The sequence below is a fragment of the Porphyromonadaceae bacterium W3.11 genome (assembly GCA_030434245.1).
In the GTDB taxonomy this organism is placed as follows: Bacteria; Bacteroidota; Bacteroidia; order Bacteroidales; family Porphyromonadaceae; genus Porphyromonas_A.
In genome coordinates, this window is sequence record JAUISX010000003.1 from 87657 (window position 1) to 107314 (window position 19658).

The 19658-nt window shown below is 42.8% G+C and carries 18 protein-coding genes; 14 read left to right on the forward strand and 4 right to left on the reverse strand.

The window, feature by feature from the left end:
• The first annotated feature begins 102 nt into the window (after nucleotides 1–102).
• On the forward strand, nucleotides 103–1746 hold the full coding sequence (ispG, locus tag QYZ87_05360; protein MDN4753959.1) for a (E)-4-hydroxy-3-methylbut-2-enyl-diphosphate synthase: 1644 nt from the start codon (nucleotides 103–105) through the stop codon (nucleotides 1744–1746).
• A gap of 19 nt (nucleotides 1747–1765) precedes the next feature.
• Nucleotides 1766–2305: a dTDP-4-dehydrorhamnose 3,5-epimerase gene (gene rfbC, locus QYZ87_05365; GenBank protein ID MDN4753960.1), complete on the forward strand. Its 540-nt coding sequence runs from the start codon at nucleotides 1766–1768 to the stop codon at nucleotides 2303–2305.
• A gap of 75 nt (nucleotides 2306–2380) precedes the next feature.
• On the opposite strand, the gene QYZ87_05370 is transcribed toward rfbC, so the two are convergent.
• The 4 genes from QYZ87_05370 to QYZ87_05385 all read right to left on the reverse strand — a co-directional run bounded on the left by QYZ87_05370 (nucleotide 2381) and on the right by QYZ87_05385 (nucleotide 5953).
• The gene (locus QYZ87_05370) at nucleotides 2381–2644 is read right to left on the reverse strand and encodes a DUF1294 domain-containing protein (GenBank protein MDN4753961.1); all 264 of its coding nucleotides are present in this window, start codon (nucleotides 2642–2644) and stop codon (nucleotides 2381–2383) included.
• A 144-nt stretch (nucleotides 2645–2788) separates the two neighbouring features.
• A complete protein-coding gene (locus QYZ87_05375; GenBank protein MDN4753962.1) occupies nucleotides 2789–3115 on the reverse strand; it encodes a hypothetical protein in 327 nt (108 codons plus the stop codon).
• Nucleotides 3108–4223, reverse strand: coding sequence for a methylmalonyl Co-A mutase-associated GTPase MeaB (gene meaB, locus QYZ87_05380; GenBank protein MDN4753963.1), 1116 nt, complete (start codon nucleotides 4221–4223; stop codon nucleotides 3108–3110). The genes QYZ87_05375 and meaB overlap by 8 nt, the downstream gene beginning before the upstream one ends.
• A gap of 293 nt (nucleotides 4224–4516) precedes the next feature.
• Nucleotides 4517–5953 (reverse strand): TlpA disulfide reductase family protein, encoded by a 1437-nt coding sequence (locus tag QYZ87_05385; protein MDN4753964.1) that lies wholly within the window; start codon nucleotides 5951–5953, stop codon nucleotides 4517–4519.
• A gap of 666 nt (nucleotides 5954–6619) precedes the next feature.
• Here QYZ87_05385 and QYZ87_05390 point away from each other — a divergent pair.
• The 12 genes from QYZ87_05390 (at nucleotide 6620) to QYZ87_05445 (ending at nucleotide 19578) form a co-directional block, all read left to right on the forward strand.
• Complete coding sequence (locus tag QYZ87_05390; protein ID MDN4753965.1) at nucleotides 6620–7174, forward strand: nitroreductase family protein; 555 nt, start codon at nucleotides 6620–6622, stop codon at nucleotides 7172–7174.
• Nucleotides 7167–7949, forward strand: coding sequence for a F420-dependent NADP oxidoreductase (locus QYZ87_05395; GenBank protein MDN4753966.1), 783 nt, complete (start codon nucleotides 7167–7169; stop codon nucleotides 7947–7949). Before QYZ87_05390 ends, QYZ87_05395 begins: the two co-directional genes overlap by 8 nt.
• Entirely contained in the window at nucleotides 7949–8473 is a 525-nt protein-coding gene (locus tag QYZ87_05400) for an HAD hydrolase family protein (protein ID MDN4753967.1), read from the forward strand. Before QYZ87_05395 ends, QYZ87_05400 begins: the two co-directional genes overlap by 1 nt.
• 28 nt (nucleotides 8474–8501) lie before the next feature.
• Complete coding sequence (locus tag QYZ87_05405; GenBank protein MDN4753968.1) at nucleotides 8502–9113, forward strand: Maf family nucleotide pyrophosphatase; 612 nt, start codon at nucleotides 8502–8504, stop codon at nucleotides 9111–9113.
• Nucleotides 9114–9177: 64 nt separating this feature from the next.
• Nucleotides 9178–12177 carry a tetratricopeptide repeat protein gene (locus tag QYZ87_05410; GenBank protein MDN4753969.1) on the forward strand — a complete coding sequence of 1000 codons (3000 nt, stop codon included), beginning with the start codon at nucleotides 9178–9180 and terminating at the stop codon, nucleotides 12175–12177.
• Between the two features lie 26 nt (nucleotides 12178–12203).
• Nucleotides 12204–14054 (forward strand): hypothetical protein, encoded by a 1851-nt coding sequence (locus QYZ87_05415; protein ID MDN4753970.1) that lies wholly within the window; start codon nucleotides 12204–12206, stop codon nucleotides 14052–14054.
• A gap of 26 nt (nucleotides 14055–14080) precedes the next feature.
• On the forward strand, nucleotides 14081–14950 hold the full coding sequence (locus QYZ87_05420; GenBank protein ID MDN4753971.1) for a cobyric acid synthase: 870 nt from the start codon (nucleotides 14081–14083) through the stop codon (nucleotides 14948–14950).
• Nucleotides 14943–15959, forward strand: coding sequence for an aminotransferase class I/II-fold pyridoxal phosphate-dependent enzyme (locus tag QYZ87_05425; protein MDN4753972.1), 1017 nt, complete (start codon nucleotides 14943–14945; stop codon nucleotides 15957–15959). The genes QYZ87_05420 and QYZ87_05425 overlap by 8 nt, the downstream gene beginning before the upstream one ends.
• Nucleotides 15944–16876, forward strand: coding sequence for an adenosylcobinamide-phosphate synthase CbiB (cbiB, locus tag QYZ87_05430; GenBank protein MDN4753973.1), 933 nt, complete (start codon nucleotides 15944–15946; stop codon nucleotides 16874–16876). Before QYZ87_05425 ends, cbiB begins: the two co-directional genes overlap by 16 nt.
• Before the next feature lie 516 nt (nucleotides 16877–17392).
• Nucleotides 17393–18109 carry a DUF5020 family protein gene (locus QYZ87_05435; protein MDN4753974.1) on the forward strand — a complete coding sequence of 239 codons (717 nt, stop codon included), beginning with the start codon at nucleotides 17393–17395 and terminating at the stop codon, nucleotides 18107–18109.
• A 35-nt stretch (nucleotides 18110–18144) separates the two neighbouring features.
• Nucleotides 18145–18834, forward strand: coding sequence for a phosphatidylserine decarboxylase family protein (locus QYZ87_05440; GenBank protein ID MDN4753975.1), 690 nt, complete (start codon nucleotides 18145–18147; stop codon nucleotides 18832–18834).
• A gap of 18 nt (nucleotides 18835–18852) precedes the next feature.
• Complete coding sequence (locus tag QYZ87_05445; protein ID MDN4753976.1) at nucleotides 18853–19578, forward strand: CDP-alcohol phosphatidyltransferase family protein; 726 nt, start codon at nucleotides 18853–18855, stop codon at nucleotides 19576–19578.
• Nucleotides 19579–19658: the final 80 nt, after the last annotated feature.

A 19658-nucleotide genomic window follows, 5' to 3' on the forward strand; every position in this document is an offset into this window, starting at 1 on the left:
AGATGTGTCATTCTCTATCTTGTAAGCTGTGAAAATAGTGGTAACTTTGTGAGGAGGGATTAATTGAATTGATACAATAAAACGCATTTATCATTGAAAAAGATAGAATATACTCGGCGATCCACTTCACCTGCCCATGTCGATAAGTTAGTTATCGGTGGCGATGCACCCATCGTCATTCAGTCCATGACGAATGTTGATACTAACAACATAGAGGCAGGGGTAGCCCAGACCTTACGACTACAAGAGGCTGGTGCAGACCTAGTCCGATTCACAGCCCAAGGCGTTAAGGAAGCTAGAGCTTTAGGAGAAGTCAAGATGAAGCTAAAGGAGGTAGGCTGTGATATACCACTAGTGGCAGATATACACTTTAACCCTAAAGCGGCCTACGAAGCGGCCAAATATGTAGAAAAGGTACGTATCAACCCTGGCAACTTCTACGACCCTGCCCGTAAGTTCATCAATATTGAGTACAGCGAGGAAGAGTATGCTGAAGAGGTCAGAGAGCTACAAGCCAGCTTTGAAGAGTTCCTAACACACTGCAAGCAACATCATACTGCTATAAGGATTGGTGTCAACCATGGCTCTCTCTCCGATAGGATTATGAGCCATTATGGTGATACTCCAGAGGGAATGGTGGAGAGCTGCATGGAATTTTTATCAGTATGCCAAAGAACAAATTTTAATGACGTGGTGATCTCTATCAAGAGCTCTAACCCTCTAGTGATGACCAAGACCGTACGACTATTAGTAAAGCGTATGGAGTCTGAGTCTATGGCATATCCACTGCATTTAGGAGTTACTGAAGCGGGTGACGGTGAGGATGGACGTATCAAGAGTGCCGTAGGAATTGGGGCATTATTAACTGAAGGGATTGGAGATACGATTAGAGTCTCACTAAGTGAAGAGCCAGAGTACGAGATCCCAGTAGCTCGGTGCTTAGTCGAAGCTGTGCATGGACTAGAATCATCTACACCCATCACATTGGATAAAGTCGTTGACCCTCTTCGGACAGAGGAGAAGCCATTAGTTATCGCAGAGTCACCTGAAGGGTTAGAGCACGTAGCAGATGAAGAACGACCTGACCTCTATCTCTCGGAAAGCAATTCATTCAAGTTTGTTTCCGACCTTGAAGCTTTAGAAATGGGGACATACGAATTGACTCCGTCTGAAAAGCTAGTGGTCATGATTACGAATAACAAGAATGCGGCACTGATGCTAAGAGCCTTAGACCTACGAATGAAAGTCCCTTATATCATTGGTATGGATATGAAAGGTGTACCCGCTCATGACTTACCGACGTTGCTTGGATTTCATTTAGGCGGAGCCCTCATGCGGGGACAAGGCTCTGGAATATACTTGCGATCCGAAAGTGTTCAACCTAGTGAGCTAAATAGCATTGCTTTTGGACTATTACAAGCCTCACGCAGGCGGATTTCTCGAACAGAATATATCTCATGTCCTGGCTGTGGACGTACACTATTTGACTTACAAAGCACGGTCGCCAAAGTCAAAGAAGCTACAAATCATCTTCGGGGTCTTAAGATCGGAGTCATGGGCTGTATCGTGAACGGTCCTGGTGAAATGGCTGATGCAGATTACGGCTACGTTGGAGCAGGACCTGGTAGGATTAGTCTATACAAACAAAAAGAGTGCATTCGAAAAGGAATCCCACAAGAGGAGGCCGTGAGTCAGTTGATAGAACTGATCAAAGAACATGGAGATTGGCATGAGCCAGAAAAATAACACTATTGATAATAAAGAGATGAAAATTACGGAACTATCACTACCAGGCGTGAAACTGGTGGAAGGAAAAAGGTATGATGACGAGAGGGGCTTCTTCACAGAGCTATTCAAGGCTGAAGAGTTGATGAAAGAGGGGTTCCCTGCATTCATTCAAGATAATCTATCTTGTTCCCAGAGGGGTGTCTTTCGTGGAATGCATCTTCAGAAAGCCCCTTATGCTCAGGCCAAGCTAGTGCGTGCCGTTAGCGGTAGAGTCATAGACTTTGCACTTGACGTGAGCCCTGCATCTGATACATTTGGCGAAGCTGTAGGAGTAGAGCTAGTCGCTGATGATTGCAGAGCCCTTTATATTCCTGGTAATTATGCACACGGCTTTGTGGCACTAGAGGATGATAGCAGAGTCCTATATAAGGTAGATGCCCCCTATATGCCTAGTCACGAGCAAGCCTATCACTTTTCACACCCAACCATCCTAGCCATGGTACAGAAGTTCATCCAGCCTGATCAGCTAATCATCTCAGATAAAGATCTCATAGCTCCACAGCTGATTGATGGCTAATTGATGTGTGTAAAAAAGGGTAAATGTGCTATAGGAGTTCGAGAAACGATGCTCTAATTGAGAAGTAGTATGACCCTAGTTTTGCAGTAGTATATATACTAAGACCTGTATTAGGAGGATAATTGGGACACCTAAGGTGAACTTTTTATGCTTCGTCTTGTGTCGCCACACCCTCATTCCTAGTACAGCACCTATCCCACCACCCATAACGACTAGCAGAAGTAGGTTGATCTCTGAGATCCTCCACTTCCCAGCTTTTGCTCTCCATTTATCCACTCCAAAAATTATAAAAGTGAGGAGATTGATAATGATCAAGTAATATAGGAGCTTATCATACATAAGATTGAGAATCATTTATATAAAGCATTGTATGCCGAATAGCCAAGATATAGCTAATTCGGCATACAATAACAGGGTTAAGGATGTGCTACACACCTATTAGTTATCTTGTAAACTAAAAAAATAATATTCACAGTTAAAGTCCTAAGCTTTAGGACTTTTTTTACTTGTATCTACTTTGTAGGAGGTCCAATAAAAGACAAAAGCAGCCACAAGGTTTAGGACTATATTGAGACCAACACTAAAGTGAAATGGTACAATCGGATTGACTAAAACCCCGATAGCGATCATAAGGAGCAGAAGCAAAGAGAATTTTTTCTTTTCCCTAAAGTGATAGCCTACATAATAAAAAGCACCCCCACACATAAATATCTGTAAGATATACATGAGTGAATCATAATCTCTAGGCGTGATGAGTGCTGCAATGAGTGCTGCAAAAGAGATCAGTATAAAGAAGTTTTTATTATTCATCCTCGTACTCTAAATCTGCTATACTCTTATAAAAGATATTCAGCAACTTCGATGCTCCTACAAATGAACTCATCCTATCATTAAGGATTTCATTTTCGATAAATTTAATCTCACCCTGGACCTCAGGATTTTGGTAGAACGAATTACGGAGAGCCTCGTTAATACTTTCATACATCCAGTACTTCGCCTGTTTCTGACGGTGATGTTCAAAGTATCCATTATCCTTAATGTGTGCCATGAAACGTCCTACCATATCCCAGACCTTATCTATATTGAGATCATAATATCCCGAATAGGTCATAACTTCAGGCACCCAACCACTCTCTGCTGGTGGGAATAGATGTAATGCATTACGGAAGTGTGAGGCTGCTAGCTCAGCTGGCTTAATATTATCCCCATCTGCTTTATTGATGACGATACCATCAGCCATCTCCATGATACCACGTTTAATCCCCTGCAACTCATCCCCTGTTCCAGCCAATTGAATCAATAGGAAGAAGTCCACCATAGAGTGCACTGCAGTCTCGGACTGCCCTACCCCAACGGTCTCAACGATGATGTAGTCAAATCCAGCCGCCTCGCAAAGAATAATACTCTCGCGCGTCTTACGGGCAACACCACCAAGAGAACCAGCTGATGGACTAGGGCGAATAAACGCATTTTCCTCCCTTGAAAGTCGTTCCATACGAGTTTTATCGCCCAAGATACTACCCTGAGTACGCTCGCTAGATGGGTCTATCGCTAGTACAGCTAATTTGTGACCATCCTTAAGTAGGTGCATACCAAAGGCGTCTATGGAAGTACTCTTACCAGCACCAGGCACCCCCGTGATACCCACTCGGATAGACTTTCCTGAGTAAGGCAAACACTTTTCTATCACTTCTTGGGCCTTTGCACGATGACGTGGCAAGCGACTCTCTACGAGGGTAACGGCTTGGGAAAGCATTCCAATGTTACCCGATAGAATCCCTTCAACATACTCATCTACGGTAATTTCACGACGTTTACGCGGTTTGAAGTTAGGGTTAACAATAGGCACGTTATTAACGCCAGAGTTAACTTTTAGTCCTTTATAGTCTCCACAATTTTCTGGATGATCGTATTTCATATTCAGATATATCTTCGCATTACTACTTTCTACAAACTTACAAAAAATCTTTGCAATTCATTAGCCCTGCAGCCCCGTCTCTTATGCCAACTTATCAGGAGTTGAAAATATGCAGAGTACTCCAGAAATAATCAATGGCATGTGCTAAGGAGGGCTAAAAAGGGGCAGGGTGTCATATTCATAAGTTTAATAAAAGGGCTAGTTTGCACATTGGAAACTAGCCCTTAATAACTCAGAACGACTTGCTAATATATTGTGTCAGCTTAGAGGATACACACATTTGACTCTTGACTCTACTTCGCAGCCACCTCCAATTCAGTTATTAGCTTATCCATCTCTTCTGGAGAAGATGCTGACTGATACCGGATCTCTCCCCCTCTGTCAAGGATCGCATAATGTGGAATATGCATCAGACCATCATCATGACAGAAAGTCGTGTAAATCTCAGTTTCAAAGGCTTTCTGGATACGAATGTGTTCTCCCATTAAGTCATGATGTGCTACCATTTTTCTCCATAGCTCCTCATCCTCTGGATTATCAAGCGAAAGATACAGCAGAACCACATCGTGCTCTTTGGCATATTCTTGAAGTGGCTTTACATAGGCAAAGGATGCCCGACAAGGTCCACACCATGTCGCCCATATATCCAGGAATATCACTTTCCCTTTGTACATATCTGTAACCCCCTTCAACGTCTTGACATGCTCTATATCAGGGAAATGTATGTAATCTGGAATCTCAATCTCATTAATCGCTTTATTTTTTGCCAACGCTTCATCTACCTTAGATCGCCATGGGCTATTGGGGTACAACTCATAGAATCGCTCCGTCAATGTGATGATGCTTGGATCATATTGCTCTTCCAACTCGTCTCTCAATATCAATTGTGCCATTGCAGCTTCTTGGTTCTTCCCCGCTAGATGATGTTCAAAATCATAGAAAAATAGCTCTGGACCTTCCTTTATCCCTTCTGGGAGATCCACCCCTTTGAGGTAATACCGATAACCTGCCAGATTCATGATGACATCTAAAAAGGCTGGAGAAAATGAATTATCAGGATGATCTATTTGAACAAAGTCTAACATCTGATCAATCTCCTTAATCCACTCTTGAGTAGTAAAGCCAGATGGATCTGAAATCGCCTCAAATGCATTATCTAGAAAGACACTAAAAATCTGCATCCGAATATCTTGGCGAGCTTTTGAGACCAACTCTTTATCCACCCCTTCTAACTGCAGCTCCATCTTTTCAGCTGTAACTCTAAGCTTCTGAGCTACGGAACTTGGCACGGTATCCTTAATAGTATCCCATAGATCACCGTTGCCCCTTCGTTGGGCAGAGACATCCTTCTCTAACTGACTGAGCATACGAGCTACGCGAAGCTTACTCTCACTCACACCACTGACATTCATACCAGTATCTGCTGATCCATCCAAGTCTACTTGTACTTTGCCATCCTTCAATATCAATGTACCTAAATGCCCTTTTCCCCATAAAGTAAAACGTACACGCTCATACTCACTTGCAGGAAGTCTCAAGATAAAGGTACTATCTGCCTGTATCTGCAAAGTATCTCCCAACTGAGCATCAAACATGCCCCCTACTGATGTATAATACAAAAGAGTTTGCCCGTCCAAGTTCTGTACGGTACCAGATATTACAATCTCCTTATTATTAGCACAAGATGCTAATAAACCCATAAAGACAAATGCCCAGAATATTTTTCTCATAATTATTGGATTATTTAATTCATAATATTACGCTATAGGTGTCATATACTGTAAGGCAGGTTATGATTTCACTTAAAAACCTCAAGTAATTTACAAAAAAAAGCAATATCATTCATTAATTGCAAAATATTTACGAGGAAAATAATCAAGTCAAAGTATAGAATAGAGGTAAAAAAATAGGCGTAAATTCTTCCTCTGAAAACGATATATGTTTCCTATGAGAAGAAATTCTTTGTCTCATAGGAAAAAATTCTTTTCTATATAACTAAAAATAAGGAGGCATATATGAGGTATAGAAAATGTATCTCATGGCATTTCAAAATACATGGCAATCACCATTAACAGAAGTATTTGTATCACAAAAATCAGAAAAGTATAAGTATCGTGGTCATAACTTACAGGGTTGTGAACAAATGGCGAAAACTTCCTTACCGACAATACGTTAAAATCGATCAATTTATTCATCAAATCTTTTTACAAATCTTAATAAATATGGTGAGACCTTCATGTAATAAAAATGGAGAATTGAAAAAACATCTAAAATGGAAAAATGGAGGTGACCTCTTTCTGAGTTCCTCCATTAACAAAATTAGATAATAAAGCGATTTTTGGGTACATTTGAGGTAAATATAATTCATTAAAAATCAAGTAAAGAAAGATTAACTTATGGCTTCACATCTTAATTTTCTGACGTCCAAACGTCGAAGTGTACGTAAATATGCAGACCACAAAATTGCTCCCGAAGCAATTCAAGATATACTGGAGGCTGGATTAAGAGCACCAACGTCTAAAAACAATAGGAGTACCCATTTCATACTAGTGGAAGATAAGGATAAGCTTCAGCAGCTCAGCGAATGCCGTAAGCATGGTTCCTCATTCCTGGCGGGTGCAGCGTTAGCTATTGTCGTATGTAGTAACGCAGAAAAAAGTGCTCGACCATATTCCGACTGTGCTATTGCGGCCTCTTACATGCAACTAGCCATCACGGACAATGACTTGGGGTCTTGCTGGTGTCATATCGAGGATACGCCAGGAGCTGGGGAAAAGTCTGCTCAGGAGTATGTCAAGGACTTACTTAACCTCCCCGAGAGCAGTAGAGTTCTCTGCATACTTGGTGTGGGAGAAGTAGCAGAATATGGAATGCTTGAGCCTCGTCAACGCAATATTGAGTGGGAAAGGACTCACATCGAAACCTACCAAGAACACAGCGAACATGAGTAAGTTACGCTTTGCTATGATTGGTAGTGGTAGGGTAGCACACCATCTAGCACCAGCATTAGTACGTAGTGGCATGGAGTGCGTAGTGGTTTATAGTCCTACTCTTAGCCATGCAGAAGAACTGGCAGAGCAAGTCCAAAGCATGGCTGTCGATAACCTATCGTTGGTCACTAAGGCTGATGTGGACTTCGTGCTACTCTCCATTAAGGACGATGCCTTGAGCGATGTGATACAAGCCTTCCCAAGCGATTACACACAACCTCTCTTCCATACCTCTGGGAGTACACCTATCGAGGTTCTGGACCGAGTAAAGCACTATGGCGTACTCTATCCGATGCAGACCTTCTCGAAAGATAGAGTGATTAAGATAGAGGAAGTACCATTTTTCATCGAAACAAATGACGAGGTTTCAGAAAAATTGCTCCTAGAAATTACAAAACAAATAGGAGCCGAAGATGTACATCCTCTATCTAGCGATAACCGAGGTCGGCTACATCTAGCAAGTGTTTTTGCCTGCAACTTCACCAATCACCTCTACGCCATTTCGGACCAAGTGTTACGAGAGATCGGGCTGGACTTTGGCATTTTGCAACCTTTATTAGAGGAGACACTTAATAAAGCCCTCTCATATCCTCCTAAAGATGTGCAGACTGGTCCTGCCCTAAGAGGAGATAAAAAAACGATGGATCGACATATCTCTCTGCTCGAAAATCATCCTGATTATCAAGAGCTCTATAAGATATTAAGCGAATCCATATACAGACAAGAACATAAATAATGAGTAAATTTCCAGTAGATCTTAGTCATATCCAAGCCATCCTATTTGATGTTGATGGTGTATTATCTAAGGTTACCGTGACACTAAGCGAAGAAGGAATCCCTCTCAGGACTGCTAACGTACGCGATGGATATGCCATCCGTGAAGCAGTGAAGCGAGGGGTGGTTATCGGGATTATTTCTGGTGGCACTTCAGATTGTATCCCTAGGAGGTTTAGCCCACTGGGTGTAGAACATATCTATATGCAGGCAGCGAATAAGATGGAGGCGTTTCGGGATTTTCAGAAAAAAACAGGAATACCCTCTGAAGCCTGCCTATTCTGTGGAGACGACATCCCAGACATCCCCGTCATGGAAGAGTGTGGGTACGCCGTTGCCCCTGCTGATGCAGCCCCTGAGGTGAAAGCCATTGCAAAACAGATCCTCCCCGTTAATGGAGGCGAAGGGGTAGCCAGAGCTGTAATCGAAGAAATCCTCAAGATGAAAGGACTTTGGATGAAGGACGAACATGCCTTTGGCTGGTAAAAATGCATGATAATTAGGAATAATAATTATGTCTATACACAAACTACACCCTCTAGCCGAATCGCTAAAAGGCCGAAAGTTGGTTCTCGGCTCTAAGTCGCCAAGAAGAGTACAATTGCTCCAGGAACTAGGGCTGGACTTTGAGGTCAGACCTTCGGATGCTGACGAGCAATTCAGTGAGGAACTTTCGCCTTACGAAATTCCTATCTTTTTATCCGAACTGAAAGCTCGCTCACTGATCCATACCCTCTCATCTGATGAACTTTTAATCACAGCAGATACCATCGTTATTCACGATGATAAAGTGCTGGGCAAACCCAAAGACATCGAGGATGCTAAAGCATATCTTCGCTCATTATCGGATAGCTGGCATAGTGTAATCACAGGATATACTCTGACAACGAAGGAAAAGCAATTCTCTGAGAGTGTACGGAGTGAGATTCTATTTATGAAACTAACAGAATCAGAGATCGAATACTATACCCAAGCGTATGAGGTCCTGGACAAAGCTGGTGCCTATGGCGTACAAGACTGGATTGGGCTCATGGGGGTATCCGAGATTAAAGGCTCATATCACAATGTGATGGGACTGCCAACCTGTAGTATTTATCACAGACTTAAGAAGTTTTTAGAAGAATAAAGGGACGGATGGCAGTCATTTTTAGTATCTTTGGTAACAAAATTGTAAATGAGTGTTTGATAGCATGAATAAAAAAATAATCGTTATAGCTGGGTTGCTACTTGGTGGGTCATTATTGCCAAGTACGGCTCAAGAGATTTCACCGAATCAGCAAAAAATCTTTATTGCAAAAGAAGCCCTACATCTTCAGAGCCCTGTGGGTGTCTTAGAGGCTCTTGCTCCAATACATAAGGATCATTGGAAGTTAACAGACCAAAACGAGGAGGCTCGGTACTTGGATGCTCTAGCTAAAAGCATACTTAATAGTGGAGATGCTGAGCTAAAGCTTTTGCACTTCATAGAAGGACACCCCCACTCTGCATATATTCATCATGCGATGAGTAGAATGGGCGAATTGTATTACATTAGGGGACAGTATGGAAGTGCATCCTACTGGTTTAAGCAGGTAGATTCTGAATTGCTTCCGGAGGAGATGGCTATAGCTAATGACTACTACCACGCCTACTCATTGATGGCTGAGAAACGTTACGAGGATGCTATCAGAATATTCAAACCGCTGACCTATGCACCTCAATTTAGGGATGATGCAGCCTTTTATACTGGTTACCTCATGATGAAAGAGGGACAAATCGATGAAGCTGAATTGTATCTGAAGAAGGTCAATAATCATCGCCTCTATGGTCCGTATGCTAAGGCTTACTTGGCTGAGGCTCAGCTCTCAAAAATGAAATATAGCGAAGCCCTTCAGAATGCTGTAGATGCTCTGAATACTCACAATCTTCCGCAGGAGGTGAAGGTCTCGCTATTTAGAACAGCTGGCTTAGCTTCAGCTAATCTAGGTCAGGTTCATGCTTCTACTGATTTCCTTGAGAATTACATGAAGCTATCCAACACACCAGGACGAATAGAACAATTAACTCTAGGAAAGAATCTTTTCGAACTAGGTAGGCACAGAGAGTCCATCAGTTATCTACAAAACGTGAGTAACGGCGAGAAGGACTTCATGAGCCAGTTGTCACTATACTACATGGGTCTGGGGTACTTATCCATGAAGCAACCTCAGCAAGCTATTATCTCTTTTGACCAAGCTAAGGCTATCGCTTACCATCCTCCAGTAACAGAGGCAGCAGCATACAATGGAGCTTTAGCAGCATACGCACAAACCCCAGGCAAGGTGGGTGCTGGCAGCCAAAGGATGTCATCCTTCCTCTCTGAATTCCCTCGAAGTGAGTATCGGAATAAGGTCATCAATTATCTATCCGATGCTTTCCTTAATGAACCTAACTCTGACGTAGCCATTTCTGAGATGAACAAGTTCTCTCCGCTTCCAAAAGAGTTGGTAAAGACGAGAGAACGTGTCAGGCTCAAGCAAGCCAATAGAGCTCTTAATAGTGGTAAGACAGCATCCGCAACCAAGCAATATGATGATATTATCCGTACTGCTGGGGATGCTGCGAGTGTAGCTGAGGCACATTTATGGAAAGGCGAAGCTGCATATCGCTCTGGTGATTTCAAAACAGCCATTAATAGTACCGAAAGTTATTTGAGGACCAGACCTAGCGAACTGGAACTTAACCCTAACGCATACTACACGCTAGGATACGCATACTATAATCTACGACAGTACGATAACGCAGAGCGTAACTTCCATGAATACATTAGACTCAAACCAACCCCCACTCCTGATGAAAAGAGTGCTGTAAATAATCGTCTTGGAGATATTCAGATGCAGAGAAAGTCATACGAATCTGCGATGAACTATTATCAGAAGTCAGAACTGGCTGGTGGTGCTGAGACAGACTTTGCTATATTTAATCAGGGGATGATTAAAGGATTGCAAAGAGACTATCAAGGAAAAAGTACTATCCTAGGTAACTTAATCAACAGATACCCTAATTCTAAACTTGTACCTGAGGCGATGTATGAGCAGGGACGTAGCTTAGCACTAATGGGGAATAATAGCGGTGCCCGAAACGTATTCGAACGCTTCTTTAATCAATACAGCCGTGATAAAGTAGCCCCTAAGGTGGGAATCCAATGGGCACTTTCATACTTCAATGAAGGAAATCTAGACGAAGCGGCTAAGGTTTATGAGAGAGTCATCCGAGACTATCCAAGAACGCCAGAAGCAAAGAGTGCCGTTCAAGACCTTAAGAGTATTAGTGTCCAGCTCAATAGAGTAAAAGAATTCAATGACCTGATATCATCCACCGGTACATCAAGTGCTATTTCTCGTACTGAGATGGACTCCCTCTCATTCCTCGCTGCTGAGCGAGTGGTATCGGAGGGTAGTTCTGAAAAGGCCAATCAAGCTCTTGATGAATATCTACAACAATATCCTAATGGAGCGTTCGTTAATAATGCCCAATACAATAAGGCACTGCTCCAATACAATGACGGAAATTATAGAGAAGCTACAGCTATCATCCAGCCTCTCGCTCCTAGATTTAAGGGTAAGCTAGCAATAGATAGTTATCGCTTACTCGCCTCAAGCTACGATAGACTTAAGGAAACGGGACGAGCAGCAGAAGCATATCTAAATCTGGCCACCCTAACGACAAACTCCAAGGATCGTAGCAATTGGGTGATTGCCGCCGCTGATCGTGCATTTAAGAGCAATAGCCAGCAATTCATTTACGGAATGGCAGGAGATGTTGCTAATGGTTCTATGGATGTGAATGACGAAGCTAAGAGCATGGTCTTCGCTTATGCAGCTGATCTTTACGCTCGTAACAATCAAAAATCAACAGCATTGGCGTATGCCCAAAAGGTGCTCTCCCTACCTGATTATGGTAAACATACGATGGCAAATACCATCATCGGGTTGGATCTTATGGACCAAGGTAAGTACAAGGAAGTACAAAACTTGATGGGTAAAGTAACCCAAAAGGGTTCTACAGATGGCTATTGGTTAGCGAGAGCCTTCATTTTACTAGCGGACAGCTATAACAAACAAGGTGATAAAGAGACGGCTAAAGCTTATCTTGAGAGCGTCAAGGGGAGTTATAAAAACAGCTCCGACGGGATTCTGGATTTAGTTAATGAAAGACTATCAAAGCTATAAGTAATATTAGAATGAATAGTAATAAGATGAAACGATATATTTTACTCCTCCTGATTTTCACAGCATCGTCCATTGGTGCTGCTCGTGCGTACAACTCTTCTCCCTATGTTGCAGACTCACTTCAAAGAGAGCTAACACTACAGAAAGAGTATGTCCCCGTAGGTCATCAAGCGGAGCGAACCACTTTCAATCCACTTGATACTAGAGGTAAAGCATCACTAACCCCTATTGAATTTGCCAAAAACACCTACCAGGTAGGCATGAATGTGAAGCCAAAGCTATTTGAGCCCATCCAAAATCCACTGGCACCGAACCATCCTATGAGTGTGTTTCATGCGAGGCTTTTCGGGGGATATCCAATATATGCAGGGGCTAATATTGGCTTCGCAGGGAGGATTGGCGAAAAAGGCTCTCTCTTACTTGGGCTCGATCACGCAAGTAGAATGAACACTGTACGTGGGAGCGTTACTCCTTTTGACCCACAAAATACGACACATGATAGTGAAATAGGCTTGAAGTACACTCAAGCTCTTGAGAGTCGATTACTGAATATAGGCATAGAGGTATATAACCACCTCAATACGATTTACGGACATGCCGAAAAAAGTCCTCTCGGTAATCTGAATAGTCAACTTAAGGGGGATGAGGATTTCCAAGAGAAGTATAAGCTATTCAGACTAACAGGTGGGGAGCTATCAGTTTCGCTGTCCCCAACTCCACTATCCTTGCTTTCAGGCTGGCAATACAGTGCCAAGGCTAATGTGGGAATTAGTAATAAGGCACAGCCTTTCTATATGAATGAAATAGTCCCTATTATCTCTTTTGATGGTAATGGTAGAGACGCTAATGATGGTAAGGCTATCAACGAACTGAATCTAAATTTGGAAGGGAACCTAGGATACAACTTTGCAGGTACCGACTGGGGCTTTGGCGTTGATGGGAAGTATCAATTACTTTCATTGTCAGAGCTTAATGTATCAGAGAATATGAAGGCAGGTTATATCTTCTCTGCCAACCCATACTTCCAATATAATAGCCCTAACTTACTTATCAAAGCTGGGGCTAAGCTTCAGATGCTCAATCGTGGAGAGAAGACTTTTCTCGCTACTCCAGACGTAGAGTTACGCTGGAAGGCAACACCCCTATTCTCTCTTTATGCCGTGGCAGATGGTGGAGCTGAACTCATGGGGCTAAGGGAGTTATATCAGGTAAATAGATATGCCGAAGCTAGCTCAGCATATAGAGGCTATAATATCACGCAATACCGAGCACTTCTCGGTATTCTGGTAGGCAACTACGATGGCTTTTCTCTCGATATAAATGCTGGGTATGCTGACTATCTAGCTTTTTCAGACTGGGATATTAAATATACCGAAGCACCGATGCACCCTACCATTGCTCATGACCCATATGATGTGGTTACATTCAATCGGGTTAATAAAGGAGGTGCTAATCAGATATTTGTCAGTGCATTGGCTCGCTACGTCTCTTATATAGGGCTAGACCTTTCAGCAGCGTTGAAATACAATAAATATACTCGTAAGGAAGTTGAAGGCGTGGAGACAGCTCCCATACAAGGACTGCCATCAATGGAGATGAGTATTAATGCAGACTATGCATTCACTGAAAAGCTATCCGCTGGAGCGAGTTTCAATGGACTAAGTGGCATTAACTTTTACCAAAACATCAATGGGAAGCGTGAGGAAATAAAGATGTCCTTTATCCCAGAGCTAGACGCTCGTGTATCGTACAAAGTTCATAAGAATATCGGGCTCTCTGTGATTGGTAAAAATATATTTAATAATAAATCTGCACGCTGGGCATTCTATGAGCGTCCAGGAGCTACAATTGTTGGAGCGATCACCTTCAACCTATAAGTTAACAATTTAATATAAATAATTTTATGAGCAAACTTCGCTCAGTAATGCTAGCAGGAACAGGTAGTGACGTAGGCAAAAGCCTAGTCACTACAGCTATCTGCCGTATTCTACTTCAAGATGGGTATGAGCCCGCACCTTTCAAGGCTCAAAACATGGCACCCTATTACTACACGACACCAAGTGGCGAAATGATCAGCATCGCACAAGCTATTCAAGCAAAGGCTGCAGGGCTAGCTCCTACAGCACTGATGAATCCAGTGCTGATGATGCCAGCAAGTGTAACTAACGCCAAGGTTATATGCCTTGGAGAAGATTGTGGAAATCATCATGCAAGAGATTACTTCAAGCAATCTGAAGGTAAGGAGAAGTTGAGAAAAGCCGCGTGGGGTGCCTACGATAAACTTCGCCAAGCATATAACCCAGTCGTCCTAGAGGGTGCAGGAAGTGTTACCGAACTCAATCTCCTAGATACGGACTTTGTCAATATGCCTATGGCTGAACATGCCAATGCAGCGGTAATACTGATTGCTGATATCGAGCGTGGCGGCGTATTCGCATCCATTTATGGATCTATCATGCTCCAAAAACCTGAACACCGCAAGCTGATCAAAGGGGTGATCATCAATAAGTTCAGAGGAGACATAGATCTATTCACTCCTGCAAGAGAGATGATAGAGGAGCTTTGTGGAGTACCTGTACTAGGGGTTATACCGTACCTTGATCAAGTCGATTTTCCTAGCGAAGATACACTCAGCGACAAAGGCCCCTCTAAGGTAAGTTACACCATCGATGATCTCAGCGGATACGACGAGGCATTTGACCAAGTAGCAGCACACTTCAGAGATCATTTAGATATGGATAAGTTCTATTCTATTCTAACACAAAATGACTAGCGGACACGGTGACGATCGACACTTATATCCAGAAATAAACATACGATATGACTTTAGCTCCAATGTACCTGCTCATCCTGACCATTCAGCGCTTTGGGCTCATCTCAATGAGCATCAGGATATCATCAGTAGGTACCCGGAGCCAGAGCCATACACACTAGAGGCTGAGATTGCTAAGAAGTATGATATAGATCCTCAGTGCGTGCTCGTAACTAACGGAGCCACTGAGGCTATTTTCCTAGTAGCCCACTTGCTAAAGGGCAAAAACTCCGGAATAGTACAACCAACATTTTCTGAATATATGGATGCGGCTATGCTCTATCAGCATCGTATTCAGATACTCAAGAGTCCATATGAGACGAGTGGGGATCTGGATGCGATATGGTGCTGCAATCCCAATAACCCTACAGGTACTACATGGGAGCACCAAAAGCTAATCGAGACCGTGGACTCCGCCCCCGAGACGACATTCATTTACGATCAGTCCTATCACTCCTTTACTCCCAAGGAAGTGATAAGTCATCAGGAAGTAACCGCTCGGCCAAACGTCATCGCAATCTTTTCGCTTACAAAAAAATATGCTCTACCGGGACTGAGGCTAGGGTACTTAGTTACCTCGAAGAGAATTGCCCAAGAAATTAGGAGATTAAGGATGCCGTGGAGCGTCAATGCTCTGGCTATCGAAGCGGGCCATTTTCTACTCCATCGTGATACGTTTTGGAAGCTGAATGATCTTTTAGACGAACGCCTTCGGGTGACCTCGGAGATAGAAGCCCACACCAATATCCAGATACATCCCACTGATACTCACTATTTCCTAGCTCAGTTGCCACCAACAGGAGCTACAGCTCAGGAGCTAAAGGATTGGCTGGTCCTCCATGAAGCGATCTTGATTCGGAATGCTGATAACTTCCCTACCCTAACCCCTCATCACTTCAGGATTGCCATTCAATCGCCAGAAGACAATAATCGACTCATTAGTTCACTTATCAAATGGACTCAAATATAATATTACTCATCTCCCTACTGATCGCTTGGATTGCAGATAGGATAGTTGGAGATCCACCAAATATGCCACATCTGATTGTTGGGTTTGGCAAACTCATCTCTTTTGGCGAAAAGAAACTTAATAAGGGAGATCAGCGAAGAGAAAAAGGGCTCTTGCTCGTCATCCTAATGGTCGCTGGTATCCCCTACCTCACTTATCTATTGATGGGTAGTCTATCTCTCATCCCCAAGATAATACTAGGTAGTCTATTGATATTTTACTGCCTTGCAGGTACTACTCTCATTAAGGAAGTTCGAGCAGTCTTCAAAGCACTAGAGGTATCACTCGAAGCAGGACGAAATCAAGTAGCAAGAATCGTAGGGAGGGACACCCAGAGTCTCTCTGCTCAGGAATGCAAAACAGCAGCCTTAGAGACCCTAGCGGAGAACCTATCTGATGGCGTCATAGCCCCCTTGTTTTGGCTTGGAGTATTAGGTATTCCAGGAATCGTGATGTACAAAATCATCAACACCTTCGACTCCATGATAGGGTATAAGAATGAACGGTATGCAGAGTTTGGCTACTATGCTGCGAAGCTGGATGACCTAGCTAATTACATCCCAGCCCGTATTACTGCATTCCTTATGCTCATGGCAAATAATCGGTTAGATTTACGCAAAGCTGTATTTGAGGAGGGACGTAAGCACCTAAGCCCATGCTCTGGTTACCCAGAGGCTGCTCTAGCCCTGTTGCTGGACTGTCAATTTGGTGGAGCACACAATTACTTCGGAAAGATAGTAGAAAAGCCGACAATTGGATATAATCCACGTCCTTTAACCTACAACGATCTTCTCTTCGCGATCCGTACTAATCGCCGAGCTGAAGAGTATGCTGTCCTCATACTCTCGCTAACCCTACTCATACTTTATCTTTTCTAAGAGTCTAACCAAACGTATCTACCCTACTAGAGAAAAGTAAAGAAAGGGCATCCCTGAATTACCATTAACAATCTCGTACTCTTTTTTTAGTAAAGCTAAAAGCTTTGACTTATAGTTATCGAAATAAAGAATACTCTTCAGGATGTGCGGTCTAAATATCACGTAGATTTTTTTCCTATAGGATACCGTTCTTCGTCCTATGAGAAGAAAATATTCTTCCTATAGGAAACGTTTCTCTTTTTATATAACTAAAATTTCGCCTTGCTTCTGTCCATCAAAATCGGCACTAAAGGAGACACATTCCTAAGTCATAAAAAACACAAATAAAATTCGCCAGTAACACTAGTCCAAGAGCAAATACTACCTATCACAAGAGAGTGCAGAAAGAGTCTCTGTAGAATAGTCCTCTTAATGATAGAAGAAATGAGCTAAATTTATTAAGTTTGTGGATGTCTATCGGACATTTATTGAAAAACCTCACATTTGGAAAATTTTAAACAAACAACAAATAAAGAAATGAAAAGAAAGCTGACTATTACGATACTAGCATTGGTATTGACTTGTTTGGTAAGTAAAGTTATGGGCCAAACATCTGTCGAGTACCACTATAATTTCGGCAAACACCTTTACGAAGATAGGAAAAATGATCCGGGCTCTCTCATAACGGTTCAGCACTTTTCGGCTGACCCATGGGGAAACAACCTCTTCTTTGTTGACTTCCTGATGGGGGGTAATAATATGTCCGAGGCCTATTTTGAGATCTTTCGGAACCTTAAATTTTGGGAGGAACCAATAGCTCTACATTTTGAATACAATGGGGGACTAAACCAAAGCTTCATTATGAACCATGCTTACTTAGTCGGGGTAAATTGGAGCTATGTCAATCTAGAAAAGCAGTTCAATCTGGGTGTAACCATGTCCTATCGTCACGATCAGAAGCATGAACGTCCACACAACATGCAACTGACTACTAATTGGTGCTGGACCAGTTGGAATAAAGTTTGGACTCTATCAGGATTCCTTGACCTCTGGACCCAACGAATTGAGGGCATCAAGAGTGGCGTAGTACTCCTCTCTGAGCCTCAAATATGGATGAACCTCAATCAGTTCCAAGGCGTTCACGATGACTTCAACCTCAGCATTGGTAGCGAGATCAAGGTCTCATACAACTTCTTATCACCCGATAAGTTCCTGGTACGTCCTACATTAGCACTTAAGTGGACCTTTAAGTAAGCCCTACAGCATTCATAATAAAGACAGAGATAGAGATGTCGAAACCTTCTAGAAGAAGATACAAGCGTCTTAAGATGCACGAGGAGGGGACTAGCTTCTTAGTGAGCATTATCATCCTTTTCTTCATCTCAGATGCCTACCTCTACTATGCATTTGAGAGCAAAGTTGCTTTTTGGATATGGATGCCCATTACCATAGTATTAATAGGGCTCAGCATCAACTTTTTTCGATTTCCGAACAGGCGATTTCCACTAGACCCAAAAGGGTTTGTAATCTGCCCAACGGACGGTAGGGTTGTGGTCATTGAGAAGGTTTACGAACCGGAGGTGCTAAAGCGAGAATGCATACAGGTATCCATCTTTATGACTATATTTAACGTTCATGCACAATGGGTACCAGTAAAGGGGAAGATCACCTACCTAAAGCATCACGAAGGTCGATTCATGTCGGCATATCTGCCTAAAAGTAGTGTAGAGAACGAACGCTCTAGCGTAGTATTCGAGACTCCCGAAGGGGATGAAATCCTGATCCGTCAAGTGGCTGGTGCGGTAGCTCGAAGAATCGTCACATACGCTGAGGTAGGTGACGATTGCGAAATCGGGGACCCCTTAGGGTTCATCAAATTTGGTTCGCGTGTAGATCTGTACCTCCCTCTAAGTAGTGAGGTTTTAGTCCATCTGGACAACCAAGTCAGAGGCAATAGAGATGTGATTGCTAGATTATAAATATATTTCGATATTGTAATGAAACTCAAAAAGCATATACCCAATCTAATCAGCTTACTCAACGCCCTGTGCGGAAGTATAGCCACCTATTATGCTCTTGTTGATAGCAATATTCCATTAGCCATCTACTTTATGCTAGCAAGTGCCATCTTTGACTTCTTTGATGGCTTTACAGCACGAGCGATGAAAGTCTATTCACCATTAGGAAAGGATATTGACTCCCTGGCTGATGTTATCTCATTCGGGATGGCACCAGCAGCGATGATGTCCGTGGCTTTGGCGGCGATAGGATTTCACGTACCGCAAATTGCATTTATCATCGTTCCAGCTTCGGTGTACCGCCTAGCTAAGTTCAATAACGACTCTAGACAGACGACCTCCTTCATTGGACTCCCAACCCCAGCAAATGCACTGTTTTTTGCGGGATTGGCATACTGGACCTTCTCGCACTCTTCGCAGATCATGCACCTCCCCATCATGACAGAGTATAAGGTCTATCCCATGTACGTGGTGACATTACTATTGATGAGCTACTTACTTATCAGCGAAGTCCCGATGTTTTCACTAAAAGGGAGTTCGGATAAGGATCCATCGGCTAAGAAGAAACAATTAATAAAAGTTGGTGCTGTCATTGTGATAGGTCTCGTATCAGTAATTTTGTGGCGATTCACAGGTTTTGCCATCGCAATCTTAGCGTATCTATTGATCAACCTATTCAGCTTCTTGAAAAAACGCATTCCATAGGCTAGATAAGCTTTTTCACTAATCATAGTGATAGGGATGGCCATTATTTTTATTAATTTTGTTGCAACACTTCTGTAACA

What these genes read in the sequence shown, in the direction of transcription:
- QYZ87_05440 (MDN4753975.1), top strand. Translation starts at nt 18,145, where the DNA reads ATGTCGAAACCTTCTAGAAGAAGATACAAGCGTCTTAAGATGCACGAG.
- QYZ87_05425 (MDN4753972.1), top strand. Translation starts at nt 14,943, where the DNA reads ATGACTAGCGGACACGGTGACGATCGACACTTATATCCAGAAATAAAC.
- QYZ87_05385 (MDN4753964.1), bottom strand. Translation starts at nt 5,953, where the DNA reads ATGAGAAAAATATTCTGGGCATTTGTCTTTATGGGTTTATTAGCATCT.
- QYZ87_05400 (MDN4753967.1), top strand. Translation starts at nt 7,949, where the DNA reads ATGAGTAAATTTCCAGTAGATCTTAGTCATATCCAAGCCATCCTATTT.
- rfbC (MDN4753960.1), top strand. Translation starts at nt 1,766, where the DNA reads ATGAAAATTACGGAACTATCACTACCAGGCGTGAAACTGGTGGAAGGA.
- QYZ87_05405 (MDN4753968.1), top strand. Translation starts at nt 8,502, where the DNA reads ATGTCTATACACAAACTACACCCTCTAGCCGAATCGCTAAAAGGCCGA.
- QYZ87_05390 (MDN4753965.1), top strand. Translation starts at nt 6,620, where the DNA reads ATGGCTTCACATCTTAATTTTCTGACGTCCAAACGTCGAAGTGTACGT.
- QYZ87_05435 (MDN4753974.1), top strand. Translation starts at nt 17,393, where the DNA reads ATGAAAAGAAAGCTGACTATTACGATACTAGCATTGGTATTGACTTGT.
- QYZ87_05445 (MDN4753976.1), top strand. Translation starts at nt 18,853, where the DNA reads ATGAAACTCAAAAAGCATATACCCAATCTAATCAGCTTACTCAACGCC.
- QYZ87_05410 (MDN4753969.1), top strand. Translation starts at nt 9,178, where the DNA reads ATGAATAAAAAAATAATCGTTATAGCTGGGTTGCTACTTGGTGGGTCA.
- QYZ87_05415 (MDN4753970.1), top strand. Translation starts at nt 12,204, where the DNA reads ATGAAACGATATATTTTACTCCTCCTGATTTTCACAGCATCGTCCATT.
- QYZ87_05420 (MDN4753971.1), top strand. Translation starts at nt 14,081, where the DNA reads ATGAGCAAACTTCGCTCAGTAATGCTAGCAGGAACAGGTAGTGACGTA.
- QYZ87_05375 (MDN4753962.1), bottom strand. Translation starts at nt 3,115, where the DNA reads ATGAATAATAAAAACTTCTTTATACTGATCTCTTTTGCAGCACTCATT.
- meaB (MDN4753963.1), bottom strand. Translation starts at nt 4,223, where the DNA reads ATGAAATACGATCATCCAGAAAATTGTGGAGACTATAAAGGACTAAAA.
- QYZ87_05395 (MDN4753966.1), top strand. Translation starts at nt 7,167, where the DNA reads ATGAGTAAGTTACGCTTTGCTATGATTGGTAGTGGTAGGGTAGCACAC.
- QYZ87_05370 (MDN4753961.1), bottom strand. Translation starts at nt 2,644, where the DNA reads ATGTATGATAAGCTCCTATATTACTTGATCATTATCAATCTCCTCACT.
- cbiB (MDN4753973.1), top strand. Translation starts at nt 15,944, where the DNA reads ATGGACTCAAATATAATATTACTCATCTCCCTACTGATCGCTTGGATT.